Annotated in this window: 23 protein-coding genes; 9 read left to right on the top strand and 14 right to left on the bottom strand. The window is 70.5% G+C overall.

The window, feature by feature from the left end; translation table 11 throughout:
• Positions 1 to 28: 28 nt before the first annotated feature.
• From ACWDX9_RS11640 to ACWDX9_RS11630, 3 genes are read right to left on the bottom strand one after another with little or no spacing between them, the layout of a single operon-like run.
• Positions 29 to 1,093, bottom strand: coding sequence for an AAA family ATPase (locus tag ACWDX9_RS11640; protein ID WP_449952011.1), 1,065 nt, complete (start codon positions 1,091 to 1,093; stop codon positions 29 to 31).
• The gene (locus ACWDX9_RS11635; protein WP_449952010.1) at positions 1,090 to 2,544 is read right to left on the bottom strand and encodes a DUF5691 domain-containing protein; all 1,455 of its coding nucleotides are present in this window, start codon (positions 2,542 to 2,544) and stop codon (positions 1,090 to 1,092) included. The genes ACWDX9_RS11640 and ACWDX9_RS11635 overlap by 4 nt, the downstream gene beginning before the upstream one ends.
• Positions 2,541 to 3,989 carry an SWIM zinc finger family protein gene (locus ACWDX9_RS11630; RefSeq protein ID WP_449952007.1) on the bottom strand — a complete coding sequence of 483 codons (1,449 nt, stop codon included), beginning with the start codon at positions 3,987 to 3,989 and terminating at the stop codon, positions 2,541 to 2,543. The genes ACWDX9_RS11635 and ACWDX9_RS11630 overlap by 4 nt, the downstream gene beginning before the upstream one ends.
• 112 nt (positions 3,990 to 4,101) lie before the next feature.
• On the opposite strand from ACWDX9_RS11630, the gene ACWDX9_RS11625 reads away from it, so the two are divergent.
• From ACWDX9_RS11625 to ACWDX9_RS11615, 3 genes are all read left to right on the top strand, one after another.
• Positions 4,102 to 4,647: a cupin domain-containing protein gene (locus tag ACWDX9_RS11625; protein WP_449952004.1), complete on the top strand. Its 546-nt coding sequence runs from the start codon at positions 4,102 to 4,104 to the stop codon at positions 4,645 to 4,647.
• A gap of 87 nt (positions 4,648 to 4,734) precedes the next feature.
• Positions 4,735 to 5,607 (top strand): UTP--glucose-1-phosphate uridylyltransferase, encoded by an 873-nt coding sequence (locus ACWDX9_RS11620; protein ID WP_350722412.1) that lies wholly within the window; start codon positions 4,735 to 4,737, stop codon positions 5,605 to 5,607.
• 64 nt (positions 5,608 to 5,671) lie between these two features.
• Positions 5,672 to 7,210, top strand: coding sequence for an aldehyde dehydrogenase family protein (locus ACWDX9_RS11615; RefSeq protein WP_449952001.1), 1,539 nt, complete (start codon positions 5,672 to 5,674; stop codon positions 7,208 to 7,210).
• A gap of 61 nt (positions 7,211 to 7,271) precedes the next feature.
• Here the strand turns inward: ACWDX9_RS11615 and glnII are convergent, their stop codons facing one another.
• The 3 genes from glnII to ACWDX9_RS11600 form a co-directional block, all read right to left on the bottom strand.
• Positions 7,272 to 8,291, bottom strand: coding sequence for a glutamine synthetase (gene glnII, locus ACWDX9_RS11610; protein WP_449951998.1), 1,020 nt, complete (start codon positions 8,289 to 8,291; stop codon positions 7,272 to 7,274).
• Between the two features lie 174 nt (positions 8,292 to 8,465).
• Positions 8,466 to 11,432, bottom strand: a complete 2,967-nt coding sequence (locus ACWDX9_RS11605) for an AAA family ATPase (protein WP_449951995.1) — start codon at positions 11,430 to 11,432, stop codon at positions 8,466 to 8,468.
• A gap of 10 nt (positions 11,433 to 11,442) precedes the next feature.
• On the bottom strand, positions 11,443 to 12,105 hold the full coding sequence (locus ACWDX9_RS11600; RefSeq protein WP_364239328.1) for a hypothetical protein: 663 nt from the start codon (positions 12,103 to 12,105) through the stop codon (positions 11,443 to 11,445).
• A gap of 298 nt (positions 12,106 to 12,403) precedes the next feature.
• On the opposite strand from ACWDX9_RS11600, the gene ACWDX9_RS11595 reads away from it, so the two are divergent.
• On the top strand, positions 12,404 to 12,739 hold the full coding sequence (locus tag ACWDX9_RS11595; protein ID WP_449891434.1) for a carboxymuconolactone decarboxylase family protein: 336 nt from the start codon (positions 12,404 to 12,406) through the stop codon (positions 12,737 to 12,739).
• On the opposite strand, the gene ACWDX9_RS11590 is transcribed toward ACWDX9_RS11595, so the two are convergent.
• Positions 12,699 to 13,853, bottom strand: a complete 1,155-nt coding sequence (locus tag ACWDX9_RS11590) for a PQQ-dependent sugar dehydrogenase (RefSeq protein ID WP_449951991.1) — start codon at positions 13,851 to 13,853, stop codon at positions 12,699 to 12,701. The genes ACWDX9_RS11595 and ACWDX9_RS11590 overlap by 41 nt on opposite strands.
• Positions 13,854 to 13,878: 25 nt before the next feature.
• On the opposite strand from ACWDX9_RS11590, the gene ACWDX9_RS11585 reads away from it, so the two are divergent.
• The gene (locus ACWDX9_RS11585) at positions 13,879 to 14,628 is read left to right on the top strand and encodes an SDR family NAD(P)-dependent oxidoreductase (protein ID WP_449951988.1); all 750 of its coding nucleotides are present in this window, start codon (positions 13,879 to 13,881) and stop codon (positions 14,626 to 14,628) included.
• 111 nt (positions 14,629 to 14,739) lie between these two features.
• Here the strand turns inward: ACWDX9_RS11585 and ACWDX9_RS11580 are convergent, their stop codons facing one another.
• Positions 14,740 to 15,954: an ABC transporter ATP-binding protein gene (locus ACWDX9_RS11580; RefSeq protein ID WP_449951985.1), complete on the bottom strand. Its 1,215-nt coding sequence runs from the start codon at positions 15,952 to 15,954 to the stop codon at positions 14,740 to 14,742.
• A 178-nt stretch (positions 15,955 to 16,132) separates the two neighbouring features.
• Between ACWDX9_RS11580 and ACWDX9_RS11575 the strand changes: the two genes are divergently transcribed.
• The gene (locus ACWDX9_RS11575) at positions 16,133 to 17,191 is read left to right on the top strand and encodes a LacI family DNA-binding transcriptional regulator (protein WP_449951983.1); all 1,059 of its coding nucleotides are present in this window, start codon (positions 16,133 to 16,135) and stop codon (positions 17,189 to 17,191) included.
• Here ACWDX9_RS11575 and ACWDX9_RS11570 read toward each other — a convergent pair.
• The 3 genes from ACWDX9_RS11570 to ACWDX9_RS11560 all read right to left on the bottom strand — a co-directional run bounded on the left by ACWDX9_RS11570 (position 17,188) and on the right by ACWDX9_RS11560 (position 19,706).
• A complete protein-coding gene (locus ACWDX9_RS11570) occupies positions 17,188 to 18,321 on the bottom strand; it encodes a hypothetical protein (protein ID WP_449951980.1) in 1,134 nt (377 codons plus the stop codon). The two genes, ACWDX9_RS11575 and ACWDX9_RS11570, sit on opposite strands and share 4 nt — an antisense overlap.
• 68 nt (positions 18,322 to 18,389) lie before the next feature.
• Positions 18,390 to 19,172: an SDR family oxidoreductase gene (locus tag ACWDX9_RS11565; RefSeq protein WP_449951977.1), complete on the bottom strand. Its 783-nt coding sequence runs from the start codon at positions 19,170 to 19,172 to the stop codon at positions 18,390 to 18,392.
• 48 nt (positions 19,173 to 19,220) lie between these two features.
• Positions 19,221 to 19,706, bottom strand: coding sequence for a glutathione peroxidase (locus ACWDX9_RS11560; protein ID WP_350722434.1), 486 nt, complete (start codon positions 19,704 to 19,706; stop codon positions 19,221 to 19,223).
• Positions 19,707 to 19,919: 213 nt separating this feature from the next.
• On the opposite strand from ACWDX9_RS11560, the gene ACWDX9_RS11555 reads away from it, so the two are divergent.
• Together ACWDX9_RS11555 and ACWDX9_RS11550 are read left to right on the top strand one after the other, a co-directional pair.
• A complete protein-coding gene (locus tag ACWDX9_RS11555) occupies positions 19,920 to 20,435 on the top strand; it encodes a GNAT family N-acetyltransferase (protein WP_449951974.1) in 516 nt (171 codons plus the stop codon).
• A 417-nt stretch (positions 20,436 to 20,852) separates the two neighbouring features.
• On the top strand, positions 20,853 to 21,302 hold the full coding sequence (locus ACWDX9_RS11550; RefSeq protein WP_364239343.1) for an aggregation-promoting factor C-terminal-like domain-containing protein: 450 nt from the start codon (positions 20,853 to 20,855) through the stop codon (positions 21,300 to 21,302).
• A 27-nt stretch (positions 21,303 to 21,329) separates the two neighbouring features.
• On the opposite strand, the gene ACWDX9_RS11545 is transcribed toward ACWDX9_RS11550, so the two are convergent.
• Entirely contained in the window at positions 21,330 to 21,977 is a 648-nt protein-coding gene (locus tag ACWDX9_RS11545) for a TetR/AcrR family transcriptional regulator (RefSeq protein ID WP_350722440.1), read from the bottom strand.
• A gap of 89 nt (positions 21,978 to 22,066) precedes the next feature.
• Here ACWDX9_RS11545 and ACWDX9_RS11540 point away from each other — a divergent pair, with 89 nt between their 5' ends.
• Positions 22,067 to 23,179, top strand: a complete 1,113-nt coding sequence (locus tag ACWDX9_RS11540; protein WP_449951969.1) for a ferritin-like domain-containing protein — start codon at positions 22,067 to 22,069, stop codon at positions 23,177 to 23,179.
• Here the strand turns inward: ACWDX9_RS11540 and ACWDX9_RS11535 are convergent.
• The gene (locus ACWDX9_RS11535) at positions 23,176 to 24,513 is read right to left on the bottom strand and encodes a sensor histidine kinase (protein ID WP_449951966.1); all 1,338 of its coding nucleotides are present in this window, start codon (positions 24,511 to 24,513) and stop codon (positions 23,176 to 23,178) included. The genes ACWDX9_RS11540 and ACWDX9_RS11535 overlap by 4 nt on opposite strands.
• A gap of 52 nt (positions 24,514 to 24,565) precedes the next feature.
• Positions 24,566 to 25,039 carry a nucleoside deaminase gene (locus ACWDX9_RS11530; protein ID WP_449951963.1) on the bottom strand — a complete coding sequence of 158 codons (474 nt, stop codon included), beginning with the start codon at positions 25,037 to 25,039 and terminating at the stop codon, positions 24,566 to 24,568.
• Positions 25,040 to 25,112: the final 73 nt, after the last annotated feature.

The following is a 25,112-nucleotide window of genomic DNA, read 5'->3' as shown; positions in this document are numbered from 1 at the left end:
TGTCCCATGGGTCGCTCGCTGCGCTCGCTCATGACACCTCGCGGCAGGCGCGGTAGAAGTCGCGCCAGTCGGAACGCTCGCGCACCACCGTCTCGAGGTATTCGCGCCACACCACCCGGTCGGAGACCGGCTCCTGGACCACGGCTCCCACGATCCCGGCCGCCACGTCGGAGGGCCGCAGCACGCCGTCGCCGAAGTGGGCCGCCAGTGCGATGCCGCTGGTGAGCACCGAGATGGCCTCGGCCGTGGACAGGGTGCCGCTGGGCGACTTGACCTTGGTGCGCCCGTCCTCGGTGACGCCCGTGCGCAGCTCGCGGAACACCGTCACCACCCGCCGGATCTCGGCCGGCCCGGTCGTCGTCTCCGGCAGCTCCAGGGCGCGGCCGAGCTGGGTGACGCGGCGCGCGACGATGTCGACCTCCTCCTCGGCGGTGGCCGGGACCGGCAGCACGACCGTGTTGAACCGGCGGCGCAGGGCGCTGGACAGCTCGTTGACGCCCCGGTCGCGGTCGTTGGCCGTGGCGATCACGTTGAAGCCGCGCTCGGCCTGGACCTCCCGGTTGAGCTCGGGGATCGGCAGCGTCTTCTCCGACAGCACGGTGATCAGGGCGTCCTGCACGTCGGACGGCATGCGGGTGAGCTCCTCGACGCGGGCGACCCGGCCCTCGGCCATCGCGCGCATCACGGGCGACGGGGTCAGCGCCTCGATCGAGGGGCCTTCGGCCAGCAGCCTGGCGTAGTTCCAGCCGTAGCGGATGGCCTCCTCGGCGGTGCCCGCGGTGCCCTGCACGAGCAGCGTGGAGTCGCCGCTGATGGCGGCGGCCAGGTGTTCGGACAGCCAGGTCTTCGCCGTGCCGGGCACGCCGAGCAGCAGCAGCGCGCGGTCGGTGGCCAGCGTGGCGACGGCCACCTCGACGATGCGGCGCGCGCCCACGTATTTGGGGGTGATGCGGTCTCCGTCGCCCAGGATGTACGTGGTCACGGCCCACGGGGAGAGCTTCCAGCCGGGCGGCCTGGGCCGGTCGTCGTCCTTGGCCAGGAAGGCCAGCTCCTCGGCGTACTGGTCTTCCGCGTGCGGACGCAGAACAGTCATGGGTGAAGCTCCTTGTACATGTCGGCACGGAAACGCAGCAGGGCGGCCACCTGCTGGACGGACTCCACGGGCGAGTAGCTCAGCGCCAGCGGGAACAGGGCCGGGTCGATGCGCTCGCCGGCCAGCTTGACCAGCTCGCCGAGGTTCCACGGCTGTGTGGTGGCCACCTTCACGATCTTGCGGAGGACGGCCGTGGCCAGGCCCTCGCGCCAGTGGGACGACACTCCGCCCAACACCATGATCAACTGGCTGTCCAAATCATGCTTTTTCACGAAATCGGCGGCAAGTTCCTGCTGCTCGTCGGCCGGCAGGGACTCCAGGAGGTCGGCGATCGGGTCCCACCCGAACATCGCCCGCGCCCACTCCGGATCCTTCTGCAGCACGGCGGCGCGCACCCAGGCGGCCTTCACCTCGGCGTCCCAGTCGGGGATCTTCATCTTGAGCAGCGCCGCCGGCGGGTGACCCCAGATCGACAGGGGGGCGCGGGCGAGGATCTGCTGCAGCCACCAGGCCCGCTCACCGATGCCCCTGGGCGGCTTGGGACGGATGCCGTCGCGTTCCATGGCCTTGTCGCAGTCGTGGGGGGCCTCGACGGCGATGACCTTCCGGGAGATGGTCACGCAGGCGCGCGCCCTTTCGGCCATGCGCTGGGACATGCGCGAGCCGGGCAGGCGGGTGAGGAGGTTGGCGGCGGCCTGGCGCACCTCCCGGCGGCGGTCGTCGAGCGCGCTCTCCAGGAACGGCTCGTCCTCCATGCTCAGCCCGTCGGCCAGCACCTCCACGAACTCGGCCCGGTCGTCGGGCGTCTCGCGCTCCCACGTGCTCTCCAGCAGCCGCCTGGCCTGCTCGGGATCGGCCGTCCTGAGCGTGCGCAGGTGCGCCCGCCGGTCCGCGGCGCCGCCCAGCTCCCACGTCTCCCCGGTCGGCTCCTCGAGGAGGTAGGCCCAGGCGGGATTGAGCCCGGCCAGCCACCGGCCCCGCTGCCCGGCCAGGACTCCCAGGTGCACCCGGATCGAGCGATCCCGCCGTCCTTTCTCCAGGAGCTCGGGCAGCACGTACGGCGGCACCCTCCTGCCGGTGGCGGCGGCCGCGGCCAGCCATTCGGGCAGCAGCCGCTCGTGCTCGCCACCCATGATCCGCACCAGCCGCTCCGCCGCCCGCCTCCCCACAGCCACCCGCTCCTCAGCAGGGGCCGCCTGGGCTTCGGGGGACGCTGCAGAAGACCCGTCCCTCTGCCCGGCCGCCTGCTCCCGCTGCTCGGCCGCGCTGGGCACCTGTTCCTGCGGCTCGGCCTCGCCGGGAACCTGCTCCGGCGGCCCGGCCGCGCCGGTCTTGCGGCCCGCTCTTCTCCGCGCCACCTCCACGGCGGCGTCATCGAGCAGATCGCCCTGGTACGGCCTGCGATCGGTCCCCACGAGCGCCGTCGAGGCCAGCTCCTCCCAGCCCGTCACAGGATCACCGCCGTTCCTTCGTCGTCCCAGGTGGTCAGGGGCCGCAGCCCGCGCGGCGTCCATTCGACGGCCACGGTGACCGGACGCCCACCGGAGACGGCGATCAGCCGCCAGGGGTCGCGGGCCGCGCGATGCAGCGGCAGGCCGCCGATCGAGTCGCGCCCCGGGACCACCCCGGCCAGCACAAGCGGCCACGACTCGGTCCAGGGATCCTCGCCCAGCACCCCGGCCACCTCGTTAAGCGCCTGCTCCGGCGACACCCCAGGCGGCGTCCCCGCGCCCGCACCATCCGCGCCGGGGCCGTACCGCATGGTGTCGGTCGCGCCGGGGTCGTGCCGGGTGGCGACGAGCGCGCGCAAGGGGGCGGCGCCCGGGTAGTACGTGAGATCGGCCTCGATCGTCGTCCCCGTGACCAGGGAGGCGTCCAGCGGTTGCCCCTGCGGTGCGAACGAGAGCACCAGAGCCGCCCGCCCGCTGCGCCGCCCCCGCAGCCAGACGCGCCGGGAGGTCAGCCGGTCCTGCTCCTCGTCCCGCCTGCCCAGCACGTCCCACTGGTCGCGCACTGCGGCACCGGCCAGCACCTCCTCCTTCGCGACCGGAAAACCGACCCGGCTCAGCACGGTCTCGGCCAGCGCCCTGGGCAGCTCCGCCCGCCGGCGGTAGGCGACGGCGAGCAGGTGGATCAGCGCGTATTCCTCCAGCAGCCGCCCCGGCCAGTCGTCGGCCGCCCGGACCCGGACCAGCCTGGAGACGACCCCCGCCACGCCGGGCGCCTGGGCGTCGATGAGCCGCTTGGCCAGCCCCTCCCATTCGTGCTCGGCGGCCCCCGCCAGCCCCTGCCGCACCTGGTCGTCGAGCCACCGCTCCAGCTCGCTCAGCCCGGCGGCGACACGCCCGTGGCGGACGGACTCCGCCCCCGACCGCGACGATCCACCGGACCGCCCGGCGCCGTGAGCCCCACCGCCGTGAGCCCCACCGCCGTGAGCCCTGGCGCCGTGAGCGCCACCGTCGGGAGCCCCGCTGTCGGAAGCCCCGCCGTCGGCCTCGCCCGAGGACACCTCGGCAGCCTTCTTCGCCCGCGCCTCCTCGATCTTGGCCGCTTCCTTGGCCGCGCGCTCGGCCCGTGCCTCCACCCACTCGGTCACCCACTGCGGCGCGCCCTCCTCGACGGGCACCCCGTCGGCCGCCCACATGAGCAGCAGCCCGAGCGCGTGCTTGCACGGGAACTTCCGGCTCGGGCAGCTGCACCGGTACGCGGGCTCGGTCAGATCGACGCAGGCGAGGTAGGGCCTGGCGCCACTGCCCTCGCACTCGCCGTACACGACCGTGCCCGTCGTGCCGCACGCCGACCATTTCCCGGGCGCCGCCACCTTCTGCGCGGCCGACCGCGACGCCGCGTCCGGGGCCAGGGCGAGCACCTGATCACGGCTCCACCGTTCGATCACCTGCCGCAGACTAGCCACCTCCACCGACATTTCGCGCCCCGTCCGCGAGATGCCCATCGACCGGAAACGAACCACCCATCTTGTCCCGATTTATCGGCATAAACTCTCCTAGGTGGAGCTGCGAACCTACCCCGAAGGCCCGTCCATCCAGGTGCCCGACGAGGCGACGGCCCTGGCCAGCCCGCTCGACGGGCAGCTCGTCCTTGACGGGAACCTCTTCCTGCGCAGGGACGTGACGGGCGCCCCCGTGGCGTTCGTCGAGCGCCCGCCGGTCGCGGCGGCCCTCGACCTGCTCCCCCACCCGGAAGGCGGCTGGTTCAGGGAGACGTGGAGATCGTCCGTGACCTTCCACCCGGACGGTTACCCCGGGCCACGGGCCAGCGCCACGGGCATCTACTTCCTGCTGCAGCCGGGCGAGGAGTCGGTGCCGCACGTGGTCAGGTCGGACGAGGTCTGGCTGTGGCACCGCGGCGGCCCGCTGAGCCTGACGATCGGCGACTCCGTGGTCACGCTGGGGCCCGACGTGGAGGAGGGCCAGGTGCCCCAGGCGATCGTGCCCGGCGGCGTGTGGCAGTCGGCCCGCCCGGCCTCCGACGAGGCGGTACTGGTGAGCTGCGTCGTGTCCCCAGGCTTCGATTTCGCCGATTTCACCGCGTAGCAAAGCGTCTTGAATTCTCTGTAGCTCTGAAGGGGTAACGTCGGCTCTCTCCCCGCACGATCAAGCCGCACGATCAAGGAGAGACGCATGGTCCACAAAGCCGTCATCCCCGTGGCCGGCCTCGGCTCCCGGCTGCTGCCACTGACCAGGGCACTGCCCAAGGAGATGCTGCCGATCGGCGACAAGCCCGTCATCGAGCACACCATCCGGGAGCTCGTGGACTCCGGCATCGACGAGATCACCATCGTCACCTCGTCCCGCAAGGACCTCATCCAGCGGCACTTCGCCCCCGACGCCGACCTCGAGCTCCAGCTCCGCGCCGCGGGCAAGGACGACCTGGCCGACGCGGTGGCGGAGCTGTCGTCGCTGGCCCACATCACGTACCTGTACCAGAACGGCCCCTACGGCAACGGCACGCCCGTGCTCAACGCCGCCCGCGTCATCGGCGACGAGCCGTTCATGGTGCTGTGGGCCGACGACGTGTTCGTGGCCGAGGTGCCCAGGGCCAAGCAGCTCAAGGCCGCGTACGACGCCACCCACGCCCCCGTGCTGGCCCTGATGCCGATGGCCGTCGAGGACGCCTCGCGGTACGGCGTGCCGATCGTCAAGGAGGACCTCGGCGGCGGCCGCCTGCTGATCTCCGGGCTGGTGGAGAAGCCGTCCCCCGAGCAGGCCCCCTCCCGGTACGCCGCCATCGGCGGATATGTCGTCACCCCGGGCGTCATCGAGGAGCTCCACGAGCAGACGCGCAGGTGGCAGGAGAACCCGCAGGGCGAGATCTACCTCACCGACGCCCTGCACCGGCACGCCGCGGACCACCCGGTGTACGGGCAGGTGATCGACGGCACCTGGTGGGACACGGGCTCGCCGCTCAACTACCTCAAGGCCCAGTTCGCCGCCGCGCTCGCGCACCCGAGGTTCGGGCCGGAGCTGCGCAAGCTCGCCCAGGAGAGCGGCTGACATCCGGTTGGGTTTTTTCCGGCGAGATGATTGTCTGACCGAAGGAACTATGAGGAGGACACCGGTGAGCCGTCAGATCGTTTCCATCGTGGGTGGCAAGGAGACGGGAAGCGCCACCACGTACCCGTCGACCAACCCCGCGCGCCCCGGCGAGGTCGTGGCCCAGGTCGGGCTGGCCGACGCCGGCACGTTCGCGGCCGCCTGCCGCACCGCCAAGGAGGCCCAGCGCGAGTGGGCCAAGGTGCCGGCGCCGGTGCGCGGCCGGGTGATCGCCTCCATCGGCCGGCTGGTCGAGGCCAACGCCGAGCGGCTGGCCCACCTGGTGACGGAGGAGATCGGCAAGCCGTACGCCGAGGCCCTCGGCGAGGTGCGGGAGATCGTCGACACGTGCGACTTCTTCCTGGGCGAGGGCCGCAGGCTGTACGGGCAGACGGTCCCGTCGGAGATGCCGGCCAAGAACCTGTTCACGTTCCGCAACCCGATCGGCGTGGCGGCGGTCGTCACCGCGGGCAACTTCCCGGTCGCCGTCCCCTCGTGGTACCTGGTCCCGGCGCTGCTCTGCGGCAACGCCGTCGTCTGGAAGCCCGCCGAGTACGCCGCCGCCTCCGCGCACGCCATGTACCAGCTCTTCGTGGCCGCCGGGCTGCCCGACGGCGTGCTGAACATCGTGTTCGCCGACGGCGCCGCGACGTACGAGGGCCTGGAGCAGGCGCTCGGCGAGGGGAGCGTGCAGAAGGTCGGGTTCACCGGCTCCAGCGAGGTGGGCCGGAAGATCGGCGAGCTGACCGGGCGGCACCTGCAGTCGGCCTGCCTGGAGCTGGGCGGCAAGAACCCGATGGTGATCATGCCGGACGCCGACCTCGACCTGGCCGTGGAGGGCGCGCTGTTCTCCGGCTTCGGTACGGCCGGTCAGCGCTGCACCAGCCTGGGCACGGTGATCGTGCACGAGAGCGTGCACGACGAGTTCGTGGAGCGGTTCGCGCGGGCGGTGGGCGAGGCCAGGATCGGCGACCCCGAGGAGGACGTGCTGGCGGGCCCGCTGCTCGACCAGAAATTCGCAGATCGCTACGAGGAGTACCTGACCTGGATTCAGCCCCACCACCAGGTCGTGTCCGGAAATATCGGGAAAATTACGGGGGACAACCCGCGCCATGACTTCGACGGCGGTCAGGGCCTCTACTATCACCCGGTGGTCGTCGACGGCGTCCGGCCCACCGACCGCCTGTTCCTGGAGGAGACGTTCGGCCCGATCGTCGGCGTGACCACCTTCGGCACCCTCGACGAGGCCATCGAGCTGGCCAACCTGCCCGGCTACGGCCTGTCGAGCTCCATCTACACCACCGACCCGCAGCACGCCTTCCGCTTCCGCGAGGGCATCTCGGCGGGCATGGTCAGCGTCAACAACTCGACCTCGGGCGCCGAGGCCCACCTCCCGTTCGGCGGCAACGGCAAGTCCGGCAACGGCAGCCGCCAGTCCGGCATGTGGGTGCTCGACCAGTTCACCCGCTGGCAGGCGATGAACTGGGACCATTCGGGCCGCCTGCAGAAGGCCCAGATGGACGTCGCCGAGATCGAGCCCGACCTGGCCTTCCGCCTGCCGTGACCGAACGCGGGAACGGGCCCCTCGGAGGCGAGGGGCCCGTTCTTCGTCGCTTGCGGGCGGGTCAGACCTGGCCGGCCTTCTCCAGGGCCGAGCAGCAGGTGTTCACCAGCAGGCGGGTGACCACGTACGGGTCGATGTTGGCGTTCGGGCGACGGTCCTCGATGTAGCCCTTCTTCTCCACCTCGACCTGCCACGGGATGCGCACGGACGCGCCGCGGTTGGACACGCCGTAGCTGTACTTGTTCCACGGGGCGGTCTCGTGGTGGCCGGTGAGGCGGGACTCGATGTCGGCGCCGTACTGGGTGACGTGCTCCATCGGCTTGTCGCCCTCACCGAGCGCCTCGCAGGCGGTGATGATGGCGTCGTAGCCCTCGCGCATGGCCTTGGTCGAGAAGTTGGTGTGCGCGCCAGCGCCGTTCCAGTCGCCGCGGGCGGGCTTGGCGTCGAGGGTGGCCTCGACACCGAACTCCTCGGCGGTCCGGTAGAGCAGGTAGCGGGCGACCCACAGGTGGTCGGAGACCTCGAGCGGGCTGGCCGGGCCGACCTGGAACTCCCACTGGCCGGGCATGACCTCGGCGTTGATGCCGGAGATCTTCAGGCCGGCGGCGAGGCAGCGGTCGAGGTGGAGCTCGACGATCTCGCGGCCGAACACGGCCTCGGCGCCCACGCCGCAGTAGTAGTGGCCCTGCGGGGCGGGGAAGCCGCCCTCGGGGAAGCCGAGCGGGCGGCTGCCCTTGAAGAAGGTGTACTCCTGCTCGATGCCGAACCAGGAGTCCTGGGCGGCGTACTTCTCGGCGATCGGACGGAGCAGGGCGCGGGTGTTGCTGACGTGCGCGTCGCCGTTGATCTCCTCGACCTCGCAGAGGACCAGGATGCTGTCACCGCCGCGAATCGGGTCGGGGCAGACGAACACCGGGCGGAGCACGCGGTCCGACGAGTGGCCCTCGGCCTGGTTGGTGCTGGAGCCGTCGAAGCCCCAGACCGGCGGCTCGGCCCCGTCGGCGAGGATCCTCGTCTTCGAGCGCAGCAGAGCCGTGGGCTCGGTGCCGTCGATCCAGATGTACTCAGCCTTGTAGCTCACGGCGGTCCTTTTTTCTCGGGGTGTTTCACAGCCACGCCGAGTCTTACGGACGGCCGTTTCCCGGTTTTTGCCCGAATGTGAACGCCGTGTTAATCGGGCCGCGAAAAGGTAAAGGATGCGACGCCGCATGGCGTGGCGCCGGGGGCACCACGCCATGCCGTCAGAACCGTCGTGTCAGGTACGGCCTTCCGTTCCGTTCCCGTCGTAGCCGAGCAGCCGCATCGCCGTGTCGGGATCCATCGCCGCCGCCAGGAGCTGGGCGCGGGCGTGGGCCTGGTCGCGTTCGCGTTCGGCCTTGGCCTGCGCGGCGCGTACCCCCTTGATCGCGACGAGCGCGAGCCCGGCGCCCACGATCACCGCGACCACCACGACGAACAGCAGGAGCAGCAACCCCGGCGAGGCCACGGTCGAGGTGGCCGCGTTCGTGCCGAGGCCCGCCACCGTGCCCGTCACCGCGAGCGCCGCGATGATGGACAGTGCCACGAGCCCGAGCAGGCTGGCGACGACCAGCCAGACCCGGCCCGCGCGCCGCGGCGCCGGCGGCGGGACCGCGGCGGCGGCCGGTGTCCCCACCACGACGGGCACAGGTGTGGGAGGCGGCGAGGCCGCCGCCCACGGCACGAACTCGGGGCGTTCGGCCGCCTCTCCGTTCACCTCGTGCGTGATGAGGGGCGGAGCCTGGATCACCGAGGGCTGCGCCGCCAGAGCTGCCGGCTGGACGGCCGGCACGCCGGGACCGCCGTAGGCGACCGGCTGCAGCTCGACCGGCTCCTCCACCGGCCCGGGAAGGTCCCGCTCGATGTGGCTGTGCTCCTTGTGGGCCCTGGCCGCGTCGCGGTGGTAGTCCTCCAGCTCCTGGCAGAGCTCGTCGGAGGCGTAGATCGTGCCGTCGATGAGCGGCCCGGGCTCCCGGCGGATGATGGCCACCACGTCGTCGCCGTTGAGCGTCTTGTGCGTCTCCAGCGCGTGCGCCACGCAGAGCACCTCCCTGCGGTGCTCCTGCAGCAGCTCCTCGGTCTTCTCCAGCAGCCGCACCAGGTTGAACTCGATCCGCTCCCCCAGCACGTCGGGGGTCAGGTCGGGCTGGTTCCTGGCGGGCTCCCGCTCGGTGATGCCGATCGCGCCGCCGGCGCCCGGACGGGCCTTGCGCATGGCCTTGCCGCCCATGATCTCCAGCTCCTGGAGGGCCGGCAGCGAGGTGACGCCGGAGCCCATCCCCCAGTACGACTCCATCATGGCGGTCAGGTACGTGGCCGAGTACAGGTCGCCGGAGACGCCGGAGGAGTTGTCCTCGCCGAAGAACATCCGCTCGCCGGCCAGCGAGGCCAGGGAGACCATGATGTCGGCCTCGTGCTCGGACTTCCACCGGGTGAACTGGTCCTCGGGCTTGATCGAGGCGACCATGCCCAGGTAGTCGGCGCCCTTCTCGATGGTGGCGATGTCGATCTCGAGGTGGAAGCGGGTCACGTACGCCACGACGGCGTGGCAGGCCTCGTGCACGGCCACGGCGTGCCGCTCGCGCTCGATGTACTCGACGTCCTCGGGCGGGCCGAGCTGCTTGAGCCGCTTGGCCCGCAGCACGTCCGACCAGGTGATGATCTCGCGGCTGTCCCTGATGGCGGTGATCAGCGACTCGTTGACCAGGTCCTTGATCGTGGCGCCGGTGGCGTACGGGGTGATCGTGGCCAGCTTGTCGATCTGCTCCGGGGTGAGCTCGTGCCACACCTTGTCGAAATAGCCCTGGTACGTGCGGACCCGCCCGGCCTTGGACGGGTAGCCGACCTTGTAGATGCGGTCGATGCGGCCCGGCCGCAGCAGCGCCTCGTCGAGCGCGTCGGGCCGGTTCGTGGCCATCATGACGAGGATGCGGTACTTGGGCGGCGGCTTGGGCCGCATGCCGAGCAGCCGGCGGACGAGCCGGTTGAAGAACCCGCGCGGCTTCTTGAGCCCGGACAGCTCGGTGAGCAGCGCCTGCAGCGTGCCCGGGTCGCCCGAGCCGTTCATGCCGCCGCCCATGAAGAAGCGGTTGCGCCGCCCCGGCTCGTCGGGCGACTCGCGCCCGGCCCGGAAGGCCAGCACCTGGCGGGTCTCCTCGGACAGGTAGTTGAGCCCGTGGCAGCCGTTGACGCCGGACAGGCCGGAGAAGCCGCCCTGTCCGGGCGGGCCCTGCTGGGCGAGGCGGCCGCGCTTGCCGAGCGAGTCGGCCTCGTCGAAGAAGACGATCACGCCGCCGTACCGGAGCGCCAGCTTGCGCAGCTTCCTGAACAGCCCCTTGACCTTGAGGATGCCGACGCCCATGAACATGTTCGTGAACGCGCCCGGATCCACGAACACGTACGGCTTGCCGGTCTCACCCGCGACGGCCTCGGCCATGAGGGTCTTGCCGGTGCCCGGCGGCCCCCACAGCAGCAGGCCGCTGGGGACGTACCCGCCGCGCCGCTCGATCTCGTCGGGGCGCTCGAGGAAGACGATGTTCTCCCGGACGCGCTCGACCACGTGGTCCTGGCCCCACACGTCGTGGAAGCGGGTCTTGATGTCGTCGGGGAAGTACGTCTCCACGCCGCCCCTGGACAGGAACCAGAACAGGCCCACGAACTGGATGATGACCACGAAGAACAGGAAGACGATCTGGATCAGGAACGGCATCGCGTTCCAGAGCAGCGCCGGCGCCTGCATCACCGCCATGAACGGGCTGACGTCCAGCACCGCCCCCAGCACCAGGGCCGTCAGCACCACGAAGAAGGCGACCTTGAGCGCCCGCGAGAGCCGGTACCTCGTCCAGTCGTCGAAGCGCCGGTGCGTCCAGCGCTCGAAGCCGCCGAACACCCGGTGGCTCCAGAAGCGGTGGTAGGCCGACCAGTGCTCGCTGACCAGGAAGTGGAGTTGCCGCGCGACCTCGACGCCGAGCAGCCAGAAGATCCATGGGTATTCGTACGCGATCCTCTGGGCGGCCTCGGGGAACAGGACGACGCCCTGCCAGTCGGCCATCACCTTCCACGTGAGGATGAGGTAGGCCACCACCAGGGCGATGAGGAATTTGCTCCGGTCCCAGAACTGCATCTTCTTTCTGGTCACGGATTCGGGGTCGGAGGGCCCGCTGCCGGGGGCACGCAGCCCTTCATGGTGATTGGTCGTGGTCAATGGTGCTCCCTCATCCAGGCAGCCGGAGCAGCTTGAACGTACTCTCGATCTTGTCGAACTCGGCGGCGCGCTTCCGGAAACAGACGGATTGGCAGCCGATGAGCATGACGGAGACCGTGGCGCCCTTCTCGTCGAGGATGGCGGTCTGGTCGAACGTCTGGACGTCCTCGCCGATCTGGTATTCGAAGCGGACCCGGACTCCCCTCGCGCCGTTGTCCATCGTCGTGACCTCGTCGTTGAGGAGGACGAAATTCTTGAACATCGACGGCTGCCCCGTCGCCATGGCCTGCTGCGCGTAGAGCTCGCGCATCTGCGAGGTCACCGGCAGCACGAAGTCGCGCAGCCGGTTCAGTGAGATCGCGTCCCGCTGCTCCTCCGTGAGCTGGTGCACGGTGGCGTAGACGAACGGCTCCGTCGAGCCCAGCAGGTGGTTGACCGACGGCTCCGCGGACTGGTCGAAGGCGGTCGACCACACCCGCTGGGCCCGGAGGAGGGCCGCCACCGAGTTCGGCTGGTCTCCGGACAGGTACAGCTCAATGGGGTCGGCGTTGAGCTGCGTGAACGAGGACGGCACCTTGAAGTAGGTCGTGCCCGCCGAGTCGCGTACGTAATGGAATTCGGGCTGTCCGGCGCACGCGGACAGCATCAGGATCGCGACCGTTACCGCGATCAAACCCCGTGCCTTTTTCACCAGGGCTTACCTCCGCTTTACGGACCAACGGAGTTGTTGTGCCCGCTTTCCGACACAATGAGCCCGAAGCGGAGGGAAAAATCTTGACCAAATCTTGGCCGTGCCTTGGCTTTACTTGTTACAGATCAATTAAGGCTTTGTGCACGTTCCGTAGCGCTCCGTGGCGGGTCACCCTGGGGGGCGGTTCAGGTGGCTACAACGTTCATGCAACCCCCATTGGTTCATCTGGGGAAGTAGCGAAAGATATGAGGATCCCTTCCGACCGCCCCGGGAGCGCACAATGTCAGAACCCGCAATGGAGACCGTCGACTCCTTCGGCATGACGGCGGAACGGCAGTTCGCCGAAGTCTGGTCGAGGACGGTCCTGTCGGTGCGGGAGCGCCGCCTGCTCCTTCTCGGGCTGCTCGTCGGCCAGGGGCTCCACGAGCAGACGGACGTCCAGCTCGACACCGCGCTGCGCTCGTGCGAGCTCACCGAGACCGAGTTGCGCGAGGTGGTCGTCTTCCTCACCCTCTACGCGGGCTGGGCCCGGGGCAGCAAGCTGAACGACCAGGTCGAGGGGCTGATCGAGCGGGTCAGGCAGGCTCGATCCGGTAGATCGGACCACGCAGGCTGAGCGCGTACAGCTCGCCGTCATGCCCCTCGCCGAACGACGAGAGCTGCTCGACCTTCCCGACCTCGGCGCCGTCCTGCGGCGCATCGGCCGGCGCGGCCTTGATCCAGCCGGCGCAGAAGTCGCCGTACAGGAACCGGCCCCGCAGCCAGGGGATCTTCTCGCCGCGGTAGACGTATCCGGCGATGACGGAGCAGTTTCCACCCTCGCCCAGGGGATACGTGATCACCGGGTCGACCATGTCGCGGCCCTTCGCGCCCCGGAAGCGGCTCTTGCCCTCGCGGGCGTTCCAGCCGTAGTTCTCGCCGCCCCGCGACCCGGCCGGCTGGTGGTCGACCTCCTCCCAGGCGTTCTGCCCGACGTCGCCGATCCACAGGTCTCCCGTGCCCCGGTCGAAGCCGAACCGCCAGGGATTACGAAGCCCGTAAGCCCATATTTCGGGCTTTGCGCCTTTCTGGTCGGCGAAGGGGTTGTCCTCCGGGACCTTGTACGGCCGGCCGCCGCGCGGGTCGATGCGCAGGATCTTGCCGAGCAGGGTCGTCAGGTCCTGGCCGTTGCCCTGGGGGTCGCCGGCGCTGCCGCCGTCGCCGAGCGCGATGTACAGGTAGCCGTCGGGACCGAAGGCGAGCTGGCCGCCGTTGTGGTTGGGATAGGGCTGGTCCTGGGTGAGCACGTCGCGCCTGGCCGTGGCCCTGGAGCCGTCGAAGGCCCATTCGGTGACGTGGGTGTCGCCCCGCGCGTCGGTCCAGTCGAGGTAGACCCAGCGGCCGGAGGGGTGGAAGGCGACGCCGAGCAGGCCCTGCTCGTTGCCGCCGCTCACCTCGCGGGACAGGTCGATCACGACGTCTCCGCCGGAGGTGCGCAGCCTGCCGGTCTGCTCGGCGACATAGAGACGGTCGTCGCCCTTGCGCACGGCGAACGCCACCGGCTGCTCCAGCTTGGCGATCTGCCTGAAGCGTAACTCCCCGTGCTCCAGAGACTCCGTATCGGTGGGCTCCGGCGTCGGGGCGGCGCTCTCCACGGGGTCGAGCGGGGCCGGCGCGGGCCCCTGCGCGCACGCGGCGAGGGTCACGAGGACGAGGGCCGTCGAGGCCGCCACGAGTCGCACGGGGCCCATCCTCGCACGGCATTAGGGTTCAGGTATGCCTACCGCATTGATCACCGGCGCGACCTCCGGCCTCGGCGCCGCCTTCGCCCGGCGCCTGGCCGCCGACGGCTTCTCGCTCGTCCTGGTGTCCCGCGACGAGCGACGGCTCTCCGAGAGCGCTGACCAGCTCAAGCTCAGGTACGGCGTCGGCGCCGAGGTGCTGCCCGCCGACCTCGCCACCGAGGAGGGGCTGGCCAGAGTGGAGTCCCGGGTCGCCGACGGCGTCGACCTGCTGGTCAACAACGCCGGGTTCGGCCACCCGGGCCGGTTCCTGGAGGTGCCGGTCGAGGACGAGCTGCGCATGCTCAAGGTGCACTGCGAGGCCGTGCTGAGGCTGACGCTGGCCGCGCTGCCCGGCATGCGGGAGCGCGACCGGGGCGCGATCGTCAACGTGGCCTCGGTGGCGGCGTTCTTCCCGCGGGGCACGTACAGCGCGTCCAAGGCGTGGGTGGTGAACTTCAGCGAGTCCGCCGCGAGCGACGTGCGCAACCCGCGCATCAAGATCATGGCGCTCTGCCCCGGTTTCGTGCGGACCGAGTTCCACCAGCGGGCCTCGATGGACACCTCGGGGATCCCCGGGTTCCTGTGGCTGAAGGCCGACGACGTGGTGCGGGAGACCATGCGCGACCTGGCGCTGGGCAAGCGGGTGAGCGTGCCGGACCTGCGTTACAAGGCCATCGTCGCGATCGGCAGACTCGTGCCACGCGGCCTGCAGGCCCGCGTCTCGTCGAGCATCGGCCGCTGACCCCGTACCTCGTATGGGGACCAATGGAACGGGCCCCCGCCGCGGGAGGGGGTCGCGGTGGGGGCCCGAGCGGTCGTGAGCGGGGCTCACGGCCGGGAATGCAGGAGTCGGCTAGCGGTTGGCCTCGTGGCCGATCGACAGGCCGCTCTCGGGGTCGAAGAAGTGCAGGTTGTGCGTGTCGAGGACCAGGTCGATGTTCTGGCCGGGACGGGCGTGGCTGCGGGCGTTGACGCGGGCGGTCCACAGGGACTTGTCGCCCGACAGCGGCAGCGCGGCCTCTTCGTCGTCACCCGCGTCGGCGGCGGCGACGGTGTCCTTGTGCTCGACCGGCGGGGCGTCGATCAGGAACAGCACGTTGATCTCGGAGCCCAGCTCCTCGGTGACCTCCGCCTTGACCGGCAGCGTGGCCCAGCCGTTGGCGTGGTTGCCGGCCGAGGCCGCGTCCTCGAAGTCGGAGGGGCGGATGCCGAGGATGATCTTCTTGCCGACGTACTGGTCGAGGCCCGGCTTGTCGGTGAAGGTCGAGTCGGGGATCGACAGCTTGATGTCGGCGAAGGTGACGGCGGCGTCGCCGCCGTCGCGGACGAGCTCGGCGGTGGCGAAGTTCATCGAGGGCGAGCCCATGAAGCCGGCGACGAACAGGTTGACCGGCTTGTCGAACAGGTTCTGCGGGGTGTCGACCTGCTGGAGCAGACCGTCGCGCAGGACGCAGACGCGGTCGCCGAGGGTCATGGCCTCGACCTGGTCGTGGGTGACGTACACGGTGGTGACGCCGAGGCGCTCGTGCATCTGGTTGAGCGAGGCGCGCATGGAGACGCGGAGCTTGGCGTCCAGGTTGGACAGCGGCTCGTCCATGAGGAAGGCCTGCGGCTCACGCACGATGGCGCGGCCCATGGCGACACGCTGGCGCTGACCACCGGAGAGGGCGGCCGGCTTGCGCTTGAGGTACGTCTCGAGGCCGAGCATCTTGGCGGCCTCGTTGACCCGCTTCTGGATCTCCGCCTTGGGCATCTTGCGAAGCTTGAGGCCGAAGGCGAGGTTCTCCTCGACCGTCATGTGGGGGTAGAGCGCGTAGTTCTGGAAGACCATCGCGATGTCGCGGTCCTTGGGCGGCAGGTGGTTGACCACCTTCTCGCCGATGGCGATCTCGCCGCCGCTGATGTCCTCGAGGCCCGCGATCATCCGGAGCGCGGTCGACTTACCGCAACCGGATGGGCCCACGAGCACCATGAACTCGCCGTCCTTGATCTCAAGGTTGAGCCCGTTCACGGCCTTCACGCCACCGGCGTAGACCTTGTCGACGTTCGTCAGAACGATGGATGCCATGACATTCCTTCGCGCTCCAGGGCGGTGGCCCGGACGTTGTTACCGTGACCCACTCACGTGGATACGTTTTCAAGCATCTCACCCGAAACGGACATCGGTGTCAAGGGTTGCCGTGTGACCAGCCCTTGTGGGAACGCGCGTCTTCCCGTTTTCCGGAAACCATGATGGAATCGTTTCCATGGAGAAGCGGGCGACGATCAAGGATGTGGCCGAGGCGGCCGGTGTGGGCGTCGCTACCGTGTCCAGAGTACTGTCGGGCGGCTCGGCCAGTGCGGCGACCAGGGAGCGCGTCCTGGCCGTCGCCGCCCAGCTCGACTACCGCCCGAGCGCCCTGGGCCGCAACCTGCGCCAACGCCGCACAGGCGGCATGGGCCTGCTCGTCCCCGACCTGACCGACACCTTCTACGGCCAGCTTTCCGAGGGCGTGCTCGCCTGCGCCCGCTCGGCCGGCGAGCCCGTCGTGATCGGCTCCACGGGCGGCGACCCCGAGCAGGAGGCCGACCTGATCGGCATGCTCCTGGAGCAGAGCGTGGACCGCCTGATCGCCGTTCCGTCGGGCGACGCGGACACCTGGTCCCCGGTGCTCCGCGCGGGCATGACGGTGGTCTTCGCCGACCGCCTCCCGCTCCTGTCCTCCCCCGAGGACGTGCGGGCGGCGGCCGTGGCCGACCTCATGGCCCTGGACGGCCTCTCCGCCGCCGCACCGGCCCGCCCGCTGGACATCCCCGCCGTGGTGGCCGACGACCGGGCCGGCATCCGCACGGCCGTGCGCTACCTGCGCGGCCTGGGCCACAAGCGCATCGCCTTCCTCGGCGGCCCCGGCCAGGAGAGCCGGGTGAACGCCTTCAGGGAGGCCGTGGGGGCGCCGGTGGACGAGGAGCTCGTCGTGTTCGGCACCGGCAGCCGCGACTCCGCCTACGCCGCCGCCTCGGGCCTCTTCCAGAGCCGCCCCGACCTGTCGGCCGTGGTCGCCGGCGGCAACGTGCTGGGCGAGGCGGCGGTGCTGGCGGCCAGGGAGCTGGACCTGCGGGTGCCCAGGGACGTGTCGCTGGTGATGTACGACGACGTCCCCTGGGCCGAGCTGTGCTCCCCGCCCCTGACGGTGATCGCCCAGCCGGGCCGCGACATGGGCTACCGGGCGGCGGAGCTGGTGCTCCGGGCCGGCACCAGGAAGCCGCGCAGCGTGGTCCTGCCGACGGAGCTCATCATCCGGGGCAGCTGCGGCCCCCACCGCTAGCGGGCTGCACCACCTGTGTAGCGGCGGGGCAGGATCATGATCGGGTTGTCGTCGAGGATCACGTCCGGCGGGCCGAACCGCGCCGCGACCTCCCTGATCTCCGGCTCGTCCAGCATCAGCAGGCGCCCGTTCTCGATGAAGAGCTCCCCGTCCACCAGCACGGTGGGCCGGTCGACCTGGCAGTCGCAGTGCGCGAAACCCGGGCCCGTCGTGACCGGCAGCCCGTCGGTCAGGCCGTCGATGCCGCAGTAGAAGGCCCCGGCGTGCTTCTCCCGCTCGAACTGGTTCCCCCCGGCCACCCGCACCTTCGGGTTGAGCCCGATCAGGCCGTGGCGCATGTAGAAGCCGCCGGGCGCGTAACGCCGCAGCTGCTCGGCCGCGACACCGCCCTCGATCTTGCGTACGAGATTGCCCTCCAGGGTGATGCGCAGGGACTCCTCCGGCACGCCGGTGACCGTGCTGTCCTCGATCATGAGGACGCCCTCGGTGTCGGCCGGCCAGAAGTTGGCTCCCCCGTACGGGAAGGGCCGCCAGTCCCCGGGCCGCATCGCGCCGGGGTCCGGGTCGAACGCCAGGCCCGAGAACGTCACGTCCGTCCCCCGCGCGGACGTCACCCGGATCGAGCGGGCGCCCGCCATCTGCCCCAGCGTCCGGCGCAGCAGCGCGTAGAAGACCTCGGCGGGCAGCCGCCCGCCGGTGAGCAGCGCCCCCGCGGTGGCCGTCATGTGCAGGGACAGGAAGCGGGATGAGCGTGACTTGATCTGGTCGAAGAAGAGCGGCGCCGTGTGCACCTCGCCCCACCAGGTGCCGCTGATCACCAGGTCGGCCTCGCGGAAGGCGGCCGTCTCGATGTGCAGCGACGCCTCCCTGTCCCACCCGCCGGGGCTGAACGGCGGCACGGACAGGATGCGCACGTCGGCGTCCCGGTAGGCCACGGCAGCCGCGATGGCCTGGACGACGACGGGGTCGACGGTGTGCTCCATGAGCAGCAGCACGCGCTCGCCCGCCTGGAGCCCGGTGTAGTCCAGCAGGTTCCGGACGCCGGGCATCAGCTCCACGATCGAGTACGGTCCCACGGCCGGCTCGGTGGCATAGCTGAAGGGCGAGCCGGCGTACGGATTGATCGTCATCGCGTGCTCCCTGCGGGACGTCAGGCCAATGCCTGGACCCCTACCCGTTACGCAGCGGAATCACACGATTACGGAACCCAGCGGCGGAATCCTCCCTCGGAGTTGATCACCTGCCCGGTGATCCAGGCGGCCTCGTCCGAGGCGAGCCAGCGCACCACCCGGGCCACCTCCTCCGGCCGCCCCCAGCGTCCGGCCGGGAGCGAGCGGCCGACCCGCCGCGCGAGCTCGGGGCCGGCCCAGCCCGTGTCGACCGGGCCCGGATTGACGGTGTTGACGGTGATGCCCCGGTCCGCGAGCGCGTCGGCCAGGCTCAGCGTCATCTGCTGGATGGCGCCCTTGCTGATCGCGTACGGCAGCTCGTCCGGCATCGGCGCCAGATGCTGGCCCGAGGTGAACATGATCACCCTGCCGCCGGACCGCCGGTCGTCGTGCTGGGCCGCGAACGCCTGCGTCAGCAGCGCGCTGGCCCGGGTGTTCACCGCCCACGACAGGTCCAGCTCGGCGGCCGTCAGCTCCGCCAGCGACTGCCGGTTGCTGCGGGCATGGTTGGCCACGAGCACGTCCACGTGCCCGAACCTGCCGACCGCCTGCTCCATCACCCACGCCGGCGCCGCCGGGTCCGCGAAATCGGCCTCCACGTGGTGCAGCCGGTCGCCGACGCCGCCCAGCGACTCCAGCACGCCGTCCATGCCCGCGGGGTCGCTGCCCCACGGCTGCTCGGCGTCGTGCGGGGTCCACGACTGCACCAGCACCTTCGCGCCCGTCGCCAGCAACTCGCGCGCGATGGCGTAGCCGATCCCGATCCGCCTGCTCACGCCGGTCACCACGGCGACCCTCGTCTCGGACATCATCCGATCATCCTCGCCGACCCGTTCGCGAGGCGTCGAAGGATTTTCCGCTCAGAGGAGCTTCTCGATGGCGGACGTGACCGCGGGGTCGTCCGGGGTGGTGCGGGGGCGGAAGCGGGCCACGACAGCGCCCTCCCGGTCCACCAGGAACTTCTCGAAGTTCCACTGCACGTCGCCCGCCTCACCCTGCTCGTCGGCGGTCCGCGTCAGCTCCTCGTAGAGCGGGTGCCGGTCGGGGCCGTTGACGTCGGCCTTCTCCAGGAGCGGGAAGTCCACGCCGTACGTCGTCGAGCAGAACGCCTGGATCTCCTCGGCCGTGCCCGGCTCCTGGCCGGCGAACTGGTTGCAGGGCATGCCGACCACCGTGAAGCCGCGCGGGCCGTACTGCTCCTGAAGCTTGACCAGGGCGCCGTACTGCGGGGTGAGGCCGCATCGCGAGGCCACGTTGACGACGAGGACGGCCTTGCCGGCCGCCAGCTCCCCGAAGGTGGTGGGGGCGTCGTCGAGGGTGTGGAGCTGGATGTCAGTGAGGCTCATGAACCGCACCCTACGCCTCCGGAACGTGATTCGGTCTCGCGCCCTCCCCCGTCACGGGACTGCTAAGCTCGCGGCGGCGCGAGAGGCGCCTGATCGCTCCGGAGCGAAGGAGGTTGATGAATATGGCTGTCGGCAGTCGTCATCAGCGTGCCCTTCTCCGGTCCGCGCGAGCCTAGAGCGCGGTCCGGTCGTATCGACGACCTGGAGTCACAAGTGTCTTCTTTCTTCTCGGTGGCCGGCGCCGACCTGACCACCGACCGCCTCGTCCTGCGTTCCTGGACCTCCGGCGAAGCCGACGCCGTCCTGCACGGCACCCGATCCGCGCACTGGGCCGACGACTTCCCCGCCGAGGGTGACCACGTCATCGCCGGCCTGTTCGCCGAGCACCCCGCGTGGCTGGACGAGTACGGCCACCGCCAGATCATCGAGCGCGACGGCGGTCTCGTGGTCGGCTCCATCGGCCTGTTCTGGCCGCCCGCCGACGGCACCCTGGAGATCGGGTACGGCATCGTGGCCTCCCGCCGGGGCCGCGGCTACGCTCCCGAGGCGGCGCGCGCGCTGACGGAGTTCGCCCTCACGGCGCCGGGCGTGCACACGGTGTGCGCCGGCGTCGAACTGTCGAACCCGGCCTCGATCAGGGTCCTGGAGAAGGCGGGCTTCCAGCGGTCACACACGGACGCCGAGGCGAACACGGCCCGATACGTGACCACGTCACCCGCCCAGCGGTAACGGCCCGACGGGGGATCGGCGACACCCCACCGCCGATCCCCCGTCGGTGGGAGGCCGTGCTTACCCGCGGGTCGCACCCGGCCAAACCCCATAGTTGGTCGCGGTTTGCGGCAAGGCCCGTTCAGCCGGACGGCGGGGCGGGCAAGGCCGGCCCTGCGAGAGGGACTTTTATCCGCAACGCTCGCGCAAACACCTCTCCACCGCGCGTCGAGATGGACGGCCCGCGGTGACCGAACGTAATAGGAATCGTGCTAGAGGACACGTCGCGGCGCCCTTCGGGCCGCCCAGCGGGATCGGGCGGTGCCAGATTCCCGGAGGGCCGCGCGGACCCTCCGCGTCCGAGCCACGGACGCGGACCGGCAGGGGCGCCCGATGCAAGTGCGCCTGTCCGCACGCGACCCGACAGCAAGGATCGATTTGGACAGCAAACGCGCGCTCATCAGCGTCACCGCGCTCACCGCGTTCACCGCGATCGGGGCACCCGCGGCCTGGGCCGACCGCCCGCCCGTGGTGCGGATCGGGACCTGGACGACGAAGGCGCAGCCCAAGGTGGCGGTGGCGACGCCCAACAAGAACAAGAGGATCGCTCTGGGCCAGGTGGTCCAGCGGTCGTGGAACCTGCAGGAGTTCCGCTGCCTGGACAGTCTCTGGACCAGGGAGAGCAACTGGAACCATCACGCACTCAACCGCTCGTCCGGCGCGTACGGCATCCCGCAGGCACTGCCCGCGGGCAAGATGCGCGGCGCCGGCCGCGACTGGAAGTCCAACCCGGAGACGCAGATCCGGTGGGGACTGTCCTACATCAAGGGGAGGTACGGCAGGCCGTGCGGCGCCTGGGGACATTGGAGATCGCACAACTGGTACTAGCCGAAGGCGGGAGAGGGCACCCGGGGCTCACCGGGTGCCCTCCCTGCGCGCCACGTGCACCTCGATCGCCTGGATGAGCAGCTCCAGCCCGAACTCGAACTCCGCCTCGTGATCGCACTGATCCAGCAGCGGCGCCAGTGAGTGGACCTCGGGGAACAGCGCGGGATCGACACCCTCGGCCTTGACGAGCCGGTTGTGGACGGGCGCGAACGTGGGCGTCACCCCCACCTCCCGCAGCAGCGAGCCCACGATGTACGCGATGAACATCCGCAGCATCCTGACCGCGTCCGCCCCGTCGAACCCGGCGCCGCGCAGCGTGGCCAGCGCCCGCTCGACCGGCAGCAGCCCGGCGGTGGAGTGGAGCTGGCGGCTGACGACCACCATGGTCGAGCGCGGGTGGTCATGGGCGATCTGGCGGAACGCCCGAGCCTGCATGCGCACCCGCTCGGTCCAGTGCGCGCCGGGGTCGTCGGTGAACTCGATCTCGCTCAGCACCGCCTCGGCCACCCCGTTGAGCAGGGCGTCCTTGTTGGGCACGTGGTTGTAGAGGGACATCACACCGACGCCGAGCTCGGCCGCGATGCGCCGCATGGAGACCGCGTCGGCGCCCTCGCGCTCGATGAGGTCGATGGCCGTGGCGACGATGCGGCCTCGCGAGAGGGGCTCCGTAGGCATACCTCATTCTATTGACGTACGTACGGTGTACGTGGAACTCTCGGAAGGCGGACATACGTACGGTGTACGTAACCCCCTTGGGAGGTTCCATGTCGACCCACGACCTCTACACCATCCCCGCCGAGCTCTCCACGTGGAACGTCGAGATGGCCGGGGCGAGCCGATTCACCTGGGAGTACGACGACGGCCGGGACCGCATGCTGGCCCTGTACCAGAAGGGCAAGGACAAGCAGTGGGACTCGACCAAGCGCATCGACTGGGACCTCGAGGTCGATCCGTACGACGTCCTGGGCGTCCCCGACCAGACCATCGCGATCCACGGCACCCCGCTCTGGGAGCGGATGAGCGAGCAGACCCGTAACGAGGTGCGGCGGCACGGCGCGGCGTGGCAGTTCTCCCAGTTCCTGCACGGCGAGCAGGGTGCGATGATCTGCTCGGCCAAGATCGTGGAGTCGGTCCCCGACCTCGACTCGAAGTTCTACGCCGCCACCCAGACGATGGACGAGGCGCGCCACGCCGAGACGTACGCGCGCTTCCTCCAGGAGAAGGTGGGCCTGGCGTACCCGATCAACCAGCACCTCAAGGCCCTGCTCGACAGCACGCTGAGCGACTCCCGCTGGGACATGCCCTACCTCGGCATGCAGGTGCTCATCGAGGGATTGGCGCTGGCGGCGTTCGGGGTGATGCGCGACATCACGACCAAGCCGCTGCCCAAGCAGATCCTCGCGTACGTGATGCAGGACGAGGCCAGGCACGTGGCCTTCGGCCGGATGGCGCTGCGCGACCACTACCGGAACCTGTCGGAGAGCGAGCTGCGCGAGCGCGAGGACTTCGTCATCGAGGGCTGCTACCTCATGCGCGACCGGCTGCGCGGACGGGAGACCTGGGAGAACCTGGGCCTGTCGAAGGCCGAGGTCGACGAGGCCATGGAGGCCACCGACCACTCCGAATACCTGCGGCTGTTCAGGTCGCTGCTGTTCAGCCGGATCGTGCCGTGCGTCAAGGACATCGGGTTGTGGAGCCCGCGGCTGCGGCAGGCGTACGCGGAGATGGGCGTGCTGGAGATGGCGGGCCAGTCCCTGGACGCCCTGATGCGCCAGGACGAGGACATCGCCGACAGGCTCGACGCGGAGCGGTTCACCCAGGAGGAGGCCGGGCGGCACGCCGAGGTGGCCGAGACCGTCGAGCTCGGCAAGTCCTAGAGTCGCGTCGCGTCGGGGGCGGGCAGGCTCTGCGGCAGGCGCAGGATCATCCTGGCCCCGGGGCCGTCCCCGATCTCCAGCGTCCCGCCGTGGGCCTTGGCGATGTCGCGGGCGATCGGCAGCCCCAGCCCGGTGCCCCCGGTGTCCCGCGACCGGGTGTGATCGAGGCGGGTGAACCGCTCGAACACCTGGTCCCGCATCTCCGCCGGGATCCCCGGGCCGTCGTCCAGCACCTCCACCACGGCCTGGTCCGCCCACCCCCGCACGGAGACCCACACCCGGGATTCCCCGTACCGGTCGGCGTTGGACATCAGGTTCGTCAGCAGCCGGGCGAGCCGGAGCCGGTTGCCGCGGACGAAGAGTCCGGGCTCCACGTCCATGGTCAGCGGCAGCCGGCAGGACTGCCGCGCGACCTCCTCCTCGACCAGCTTCCCCAGCTCGATCCGCTCCTGCTCGGGCTGCACCCCCGCGTCCAGCCGGGCCATCAGGAGCAGGTCGTGGACGATGTCCGACAGCCGCTCGGCGTCCTTGATCGCCGCCCGCCAATCGTCTTCGTGCGGGTCCGCGAGCCCCGCCTCCAGGCGCACCAGGAGCCCGGTGATCGGCGTCCGCAGCTCGTGGGAGGCGTCGGAGACGAAGCGCTGGTGCCGGACCACGGCGCCCTCCAGCCGCTCCAGGGTCGCGTTGACCGTGGCGGCCAGCTCGGCGACCTCGTCCTGCGTGTCGGGCACGTCGACGCGCCGGCTCAGGTCCTGGGCGCTGATGCGTTCCAGCCCTGCCCTGATCCGCTCCACGGGGGCCAGCACCCGGCCGACCCCGTACCAGGCGCCCCATCCCGTCAGCGCCACCAGCACCGCACCGAAGGCGGTCAGTATCAGGGGCAGGAACGGCGAGCTCAGCAGGAACGGCTCCCGCAGGGCCGCGTAGGCGATGACGGGCCCGTACGCGCTGGCGGAGTTGCTCGTCCCCACGACGACCATGCATCTGCCGGAACACACCCGGGTCTGAACCCGCAGGTCGCCCGGCTCGGGCCAGGCCCGGGTGATCGCCGGCTGGCCGGCGAGCCCGGTGCTCGCGGCCAGCACGTGGCCGCCGGAGTTCACGACCTGGAGGAGGTAGACGCCCTTCAGGGGCGGGATGGGGCCGCTGAACCGGTGCTCGGTGATGCTCGTGGACAGGTGCCGGCTGGCGTCGTCAGCCTGCTGGAGGAGGTCCGACCGCGCCCGCACGGGGTAGGTCAGCAAAATCGCCAGGATCCCCAGAAGAACGACGGCCCCGAAGACCACCACCGTCGCGATGGTCATCCGGGCCCTGAGCGAGCGGCCGAACACCATGGTCGTACTCTGTCACGGAGAGTACAAATCCCAGGTAAAACGGCATATTTGCTCAGCCGTGGAAACGGCGATGCAGCTCGTGGACCTCCTCGGCCAGCTCCGGCACCGGGCCGTCGACCACCACCCCGGGGGCGACCTCGTTGACCGGGAGCGTGCGTACGGGCGGCTGCGGGACGCCGAGCTCGGACAGCCACGCGGCGAGCTGCTCCGACGAGGCCACGTACACGATGCGGCCCAGCCCGACCCACGCGTGGGCGGCCGCGCACATCGGGCAGTGCTCGCCGGAGGTGTAGACGGTGGCGGCCGCCCGCTCCTCGGGCGTCAGGTGCGCCGCCGACCAGCGGGCCAGCGCGAACTCCGGATGCTGCGTGTTGTCGCCGGCGGCCACCCGGTTGTGGTCCTCGGCCAGCACGGCGCCGTCGCCGGAGACCAGCACCGACCCGAACGGCTCGTCGCCCACCTCCAGCGCCCGCGCGGCCAGCTCGACGCAGCGGCGCAGGTGCGGCATCTCCGATTCAGCGATCATGAGTCCCCCATCCTAGACGGCCGCCGAGCAGGGCCAAGAACATACCCCAACAGATCACAACAAAAGTAACGGT

This window comes from Nonomuraea sp. NPDC003201, assembly GCF_053590415.1.
This window is presented reverse-complemented; position numbering and strand designations above follow the sequence as displayed.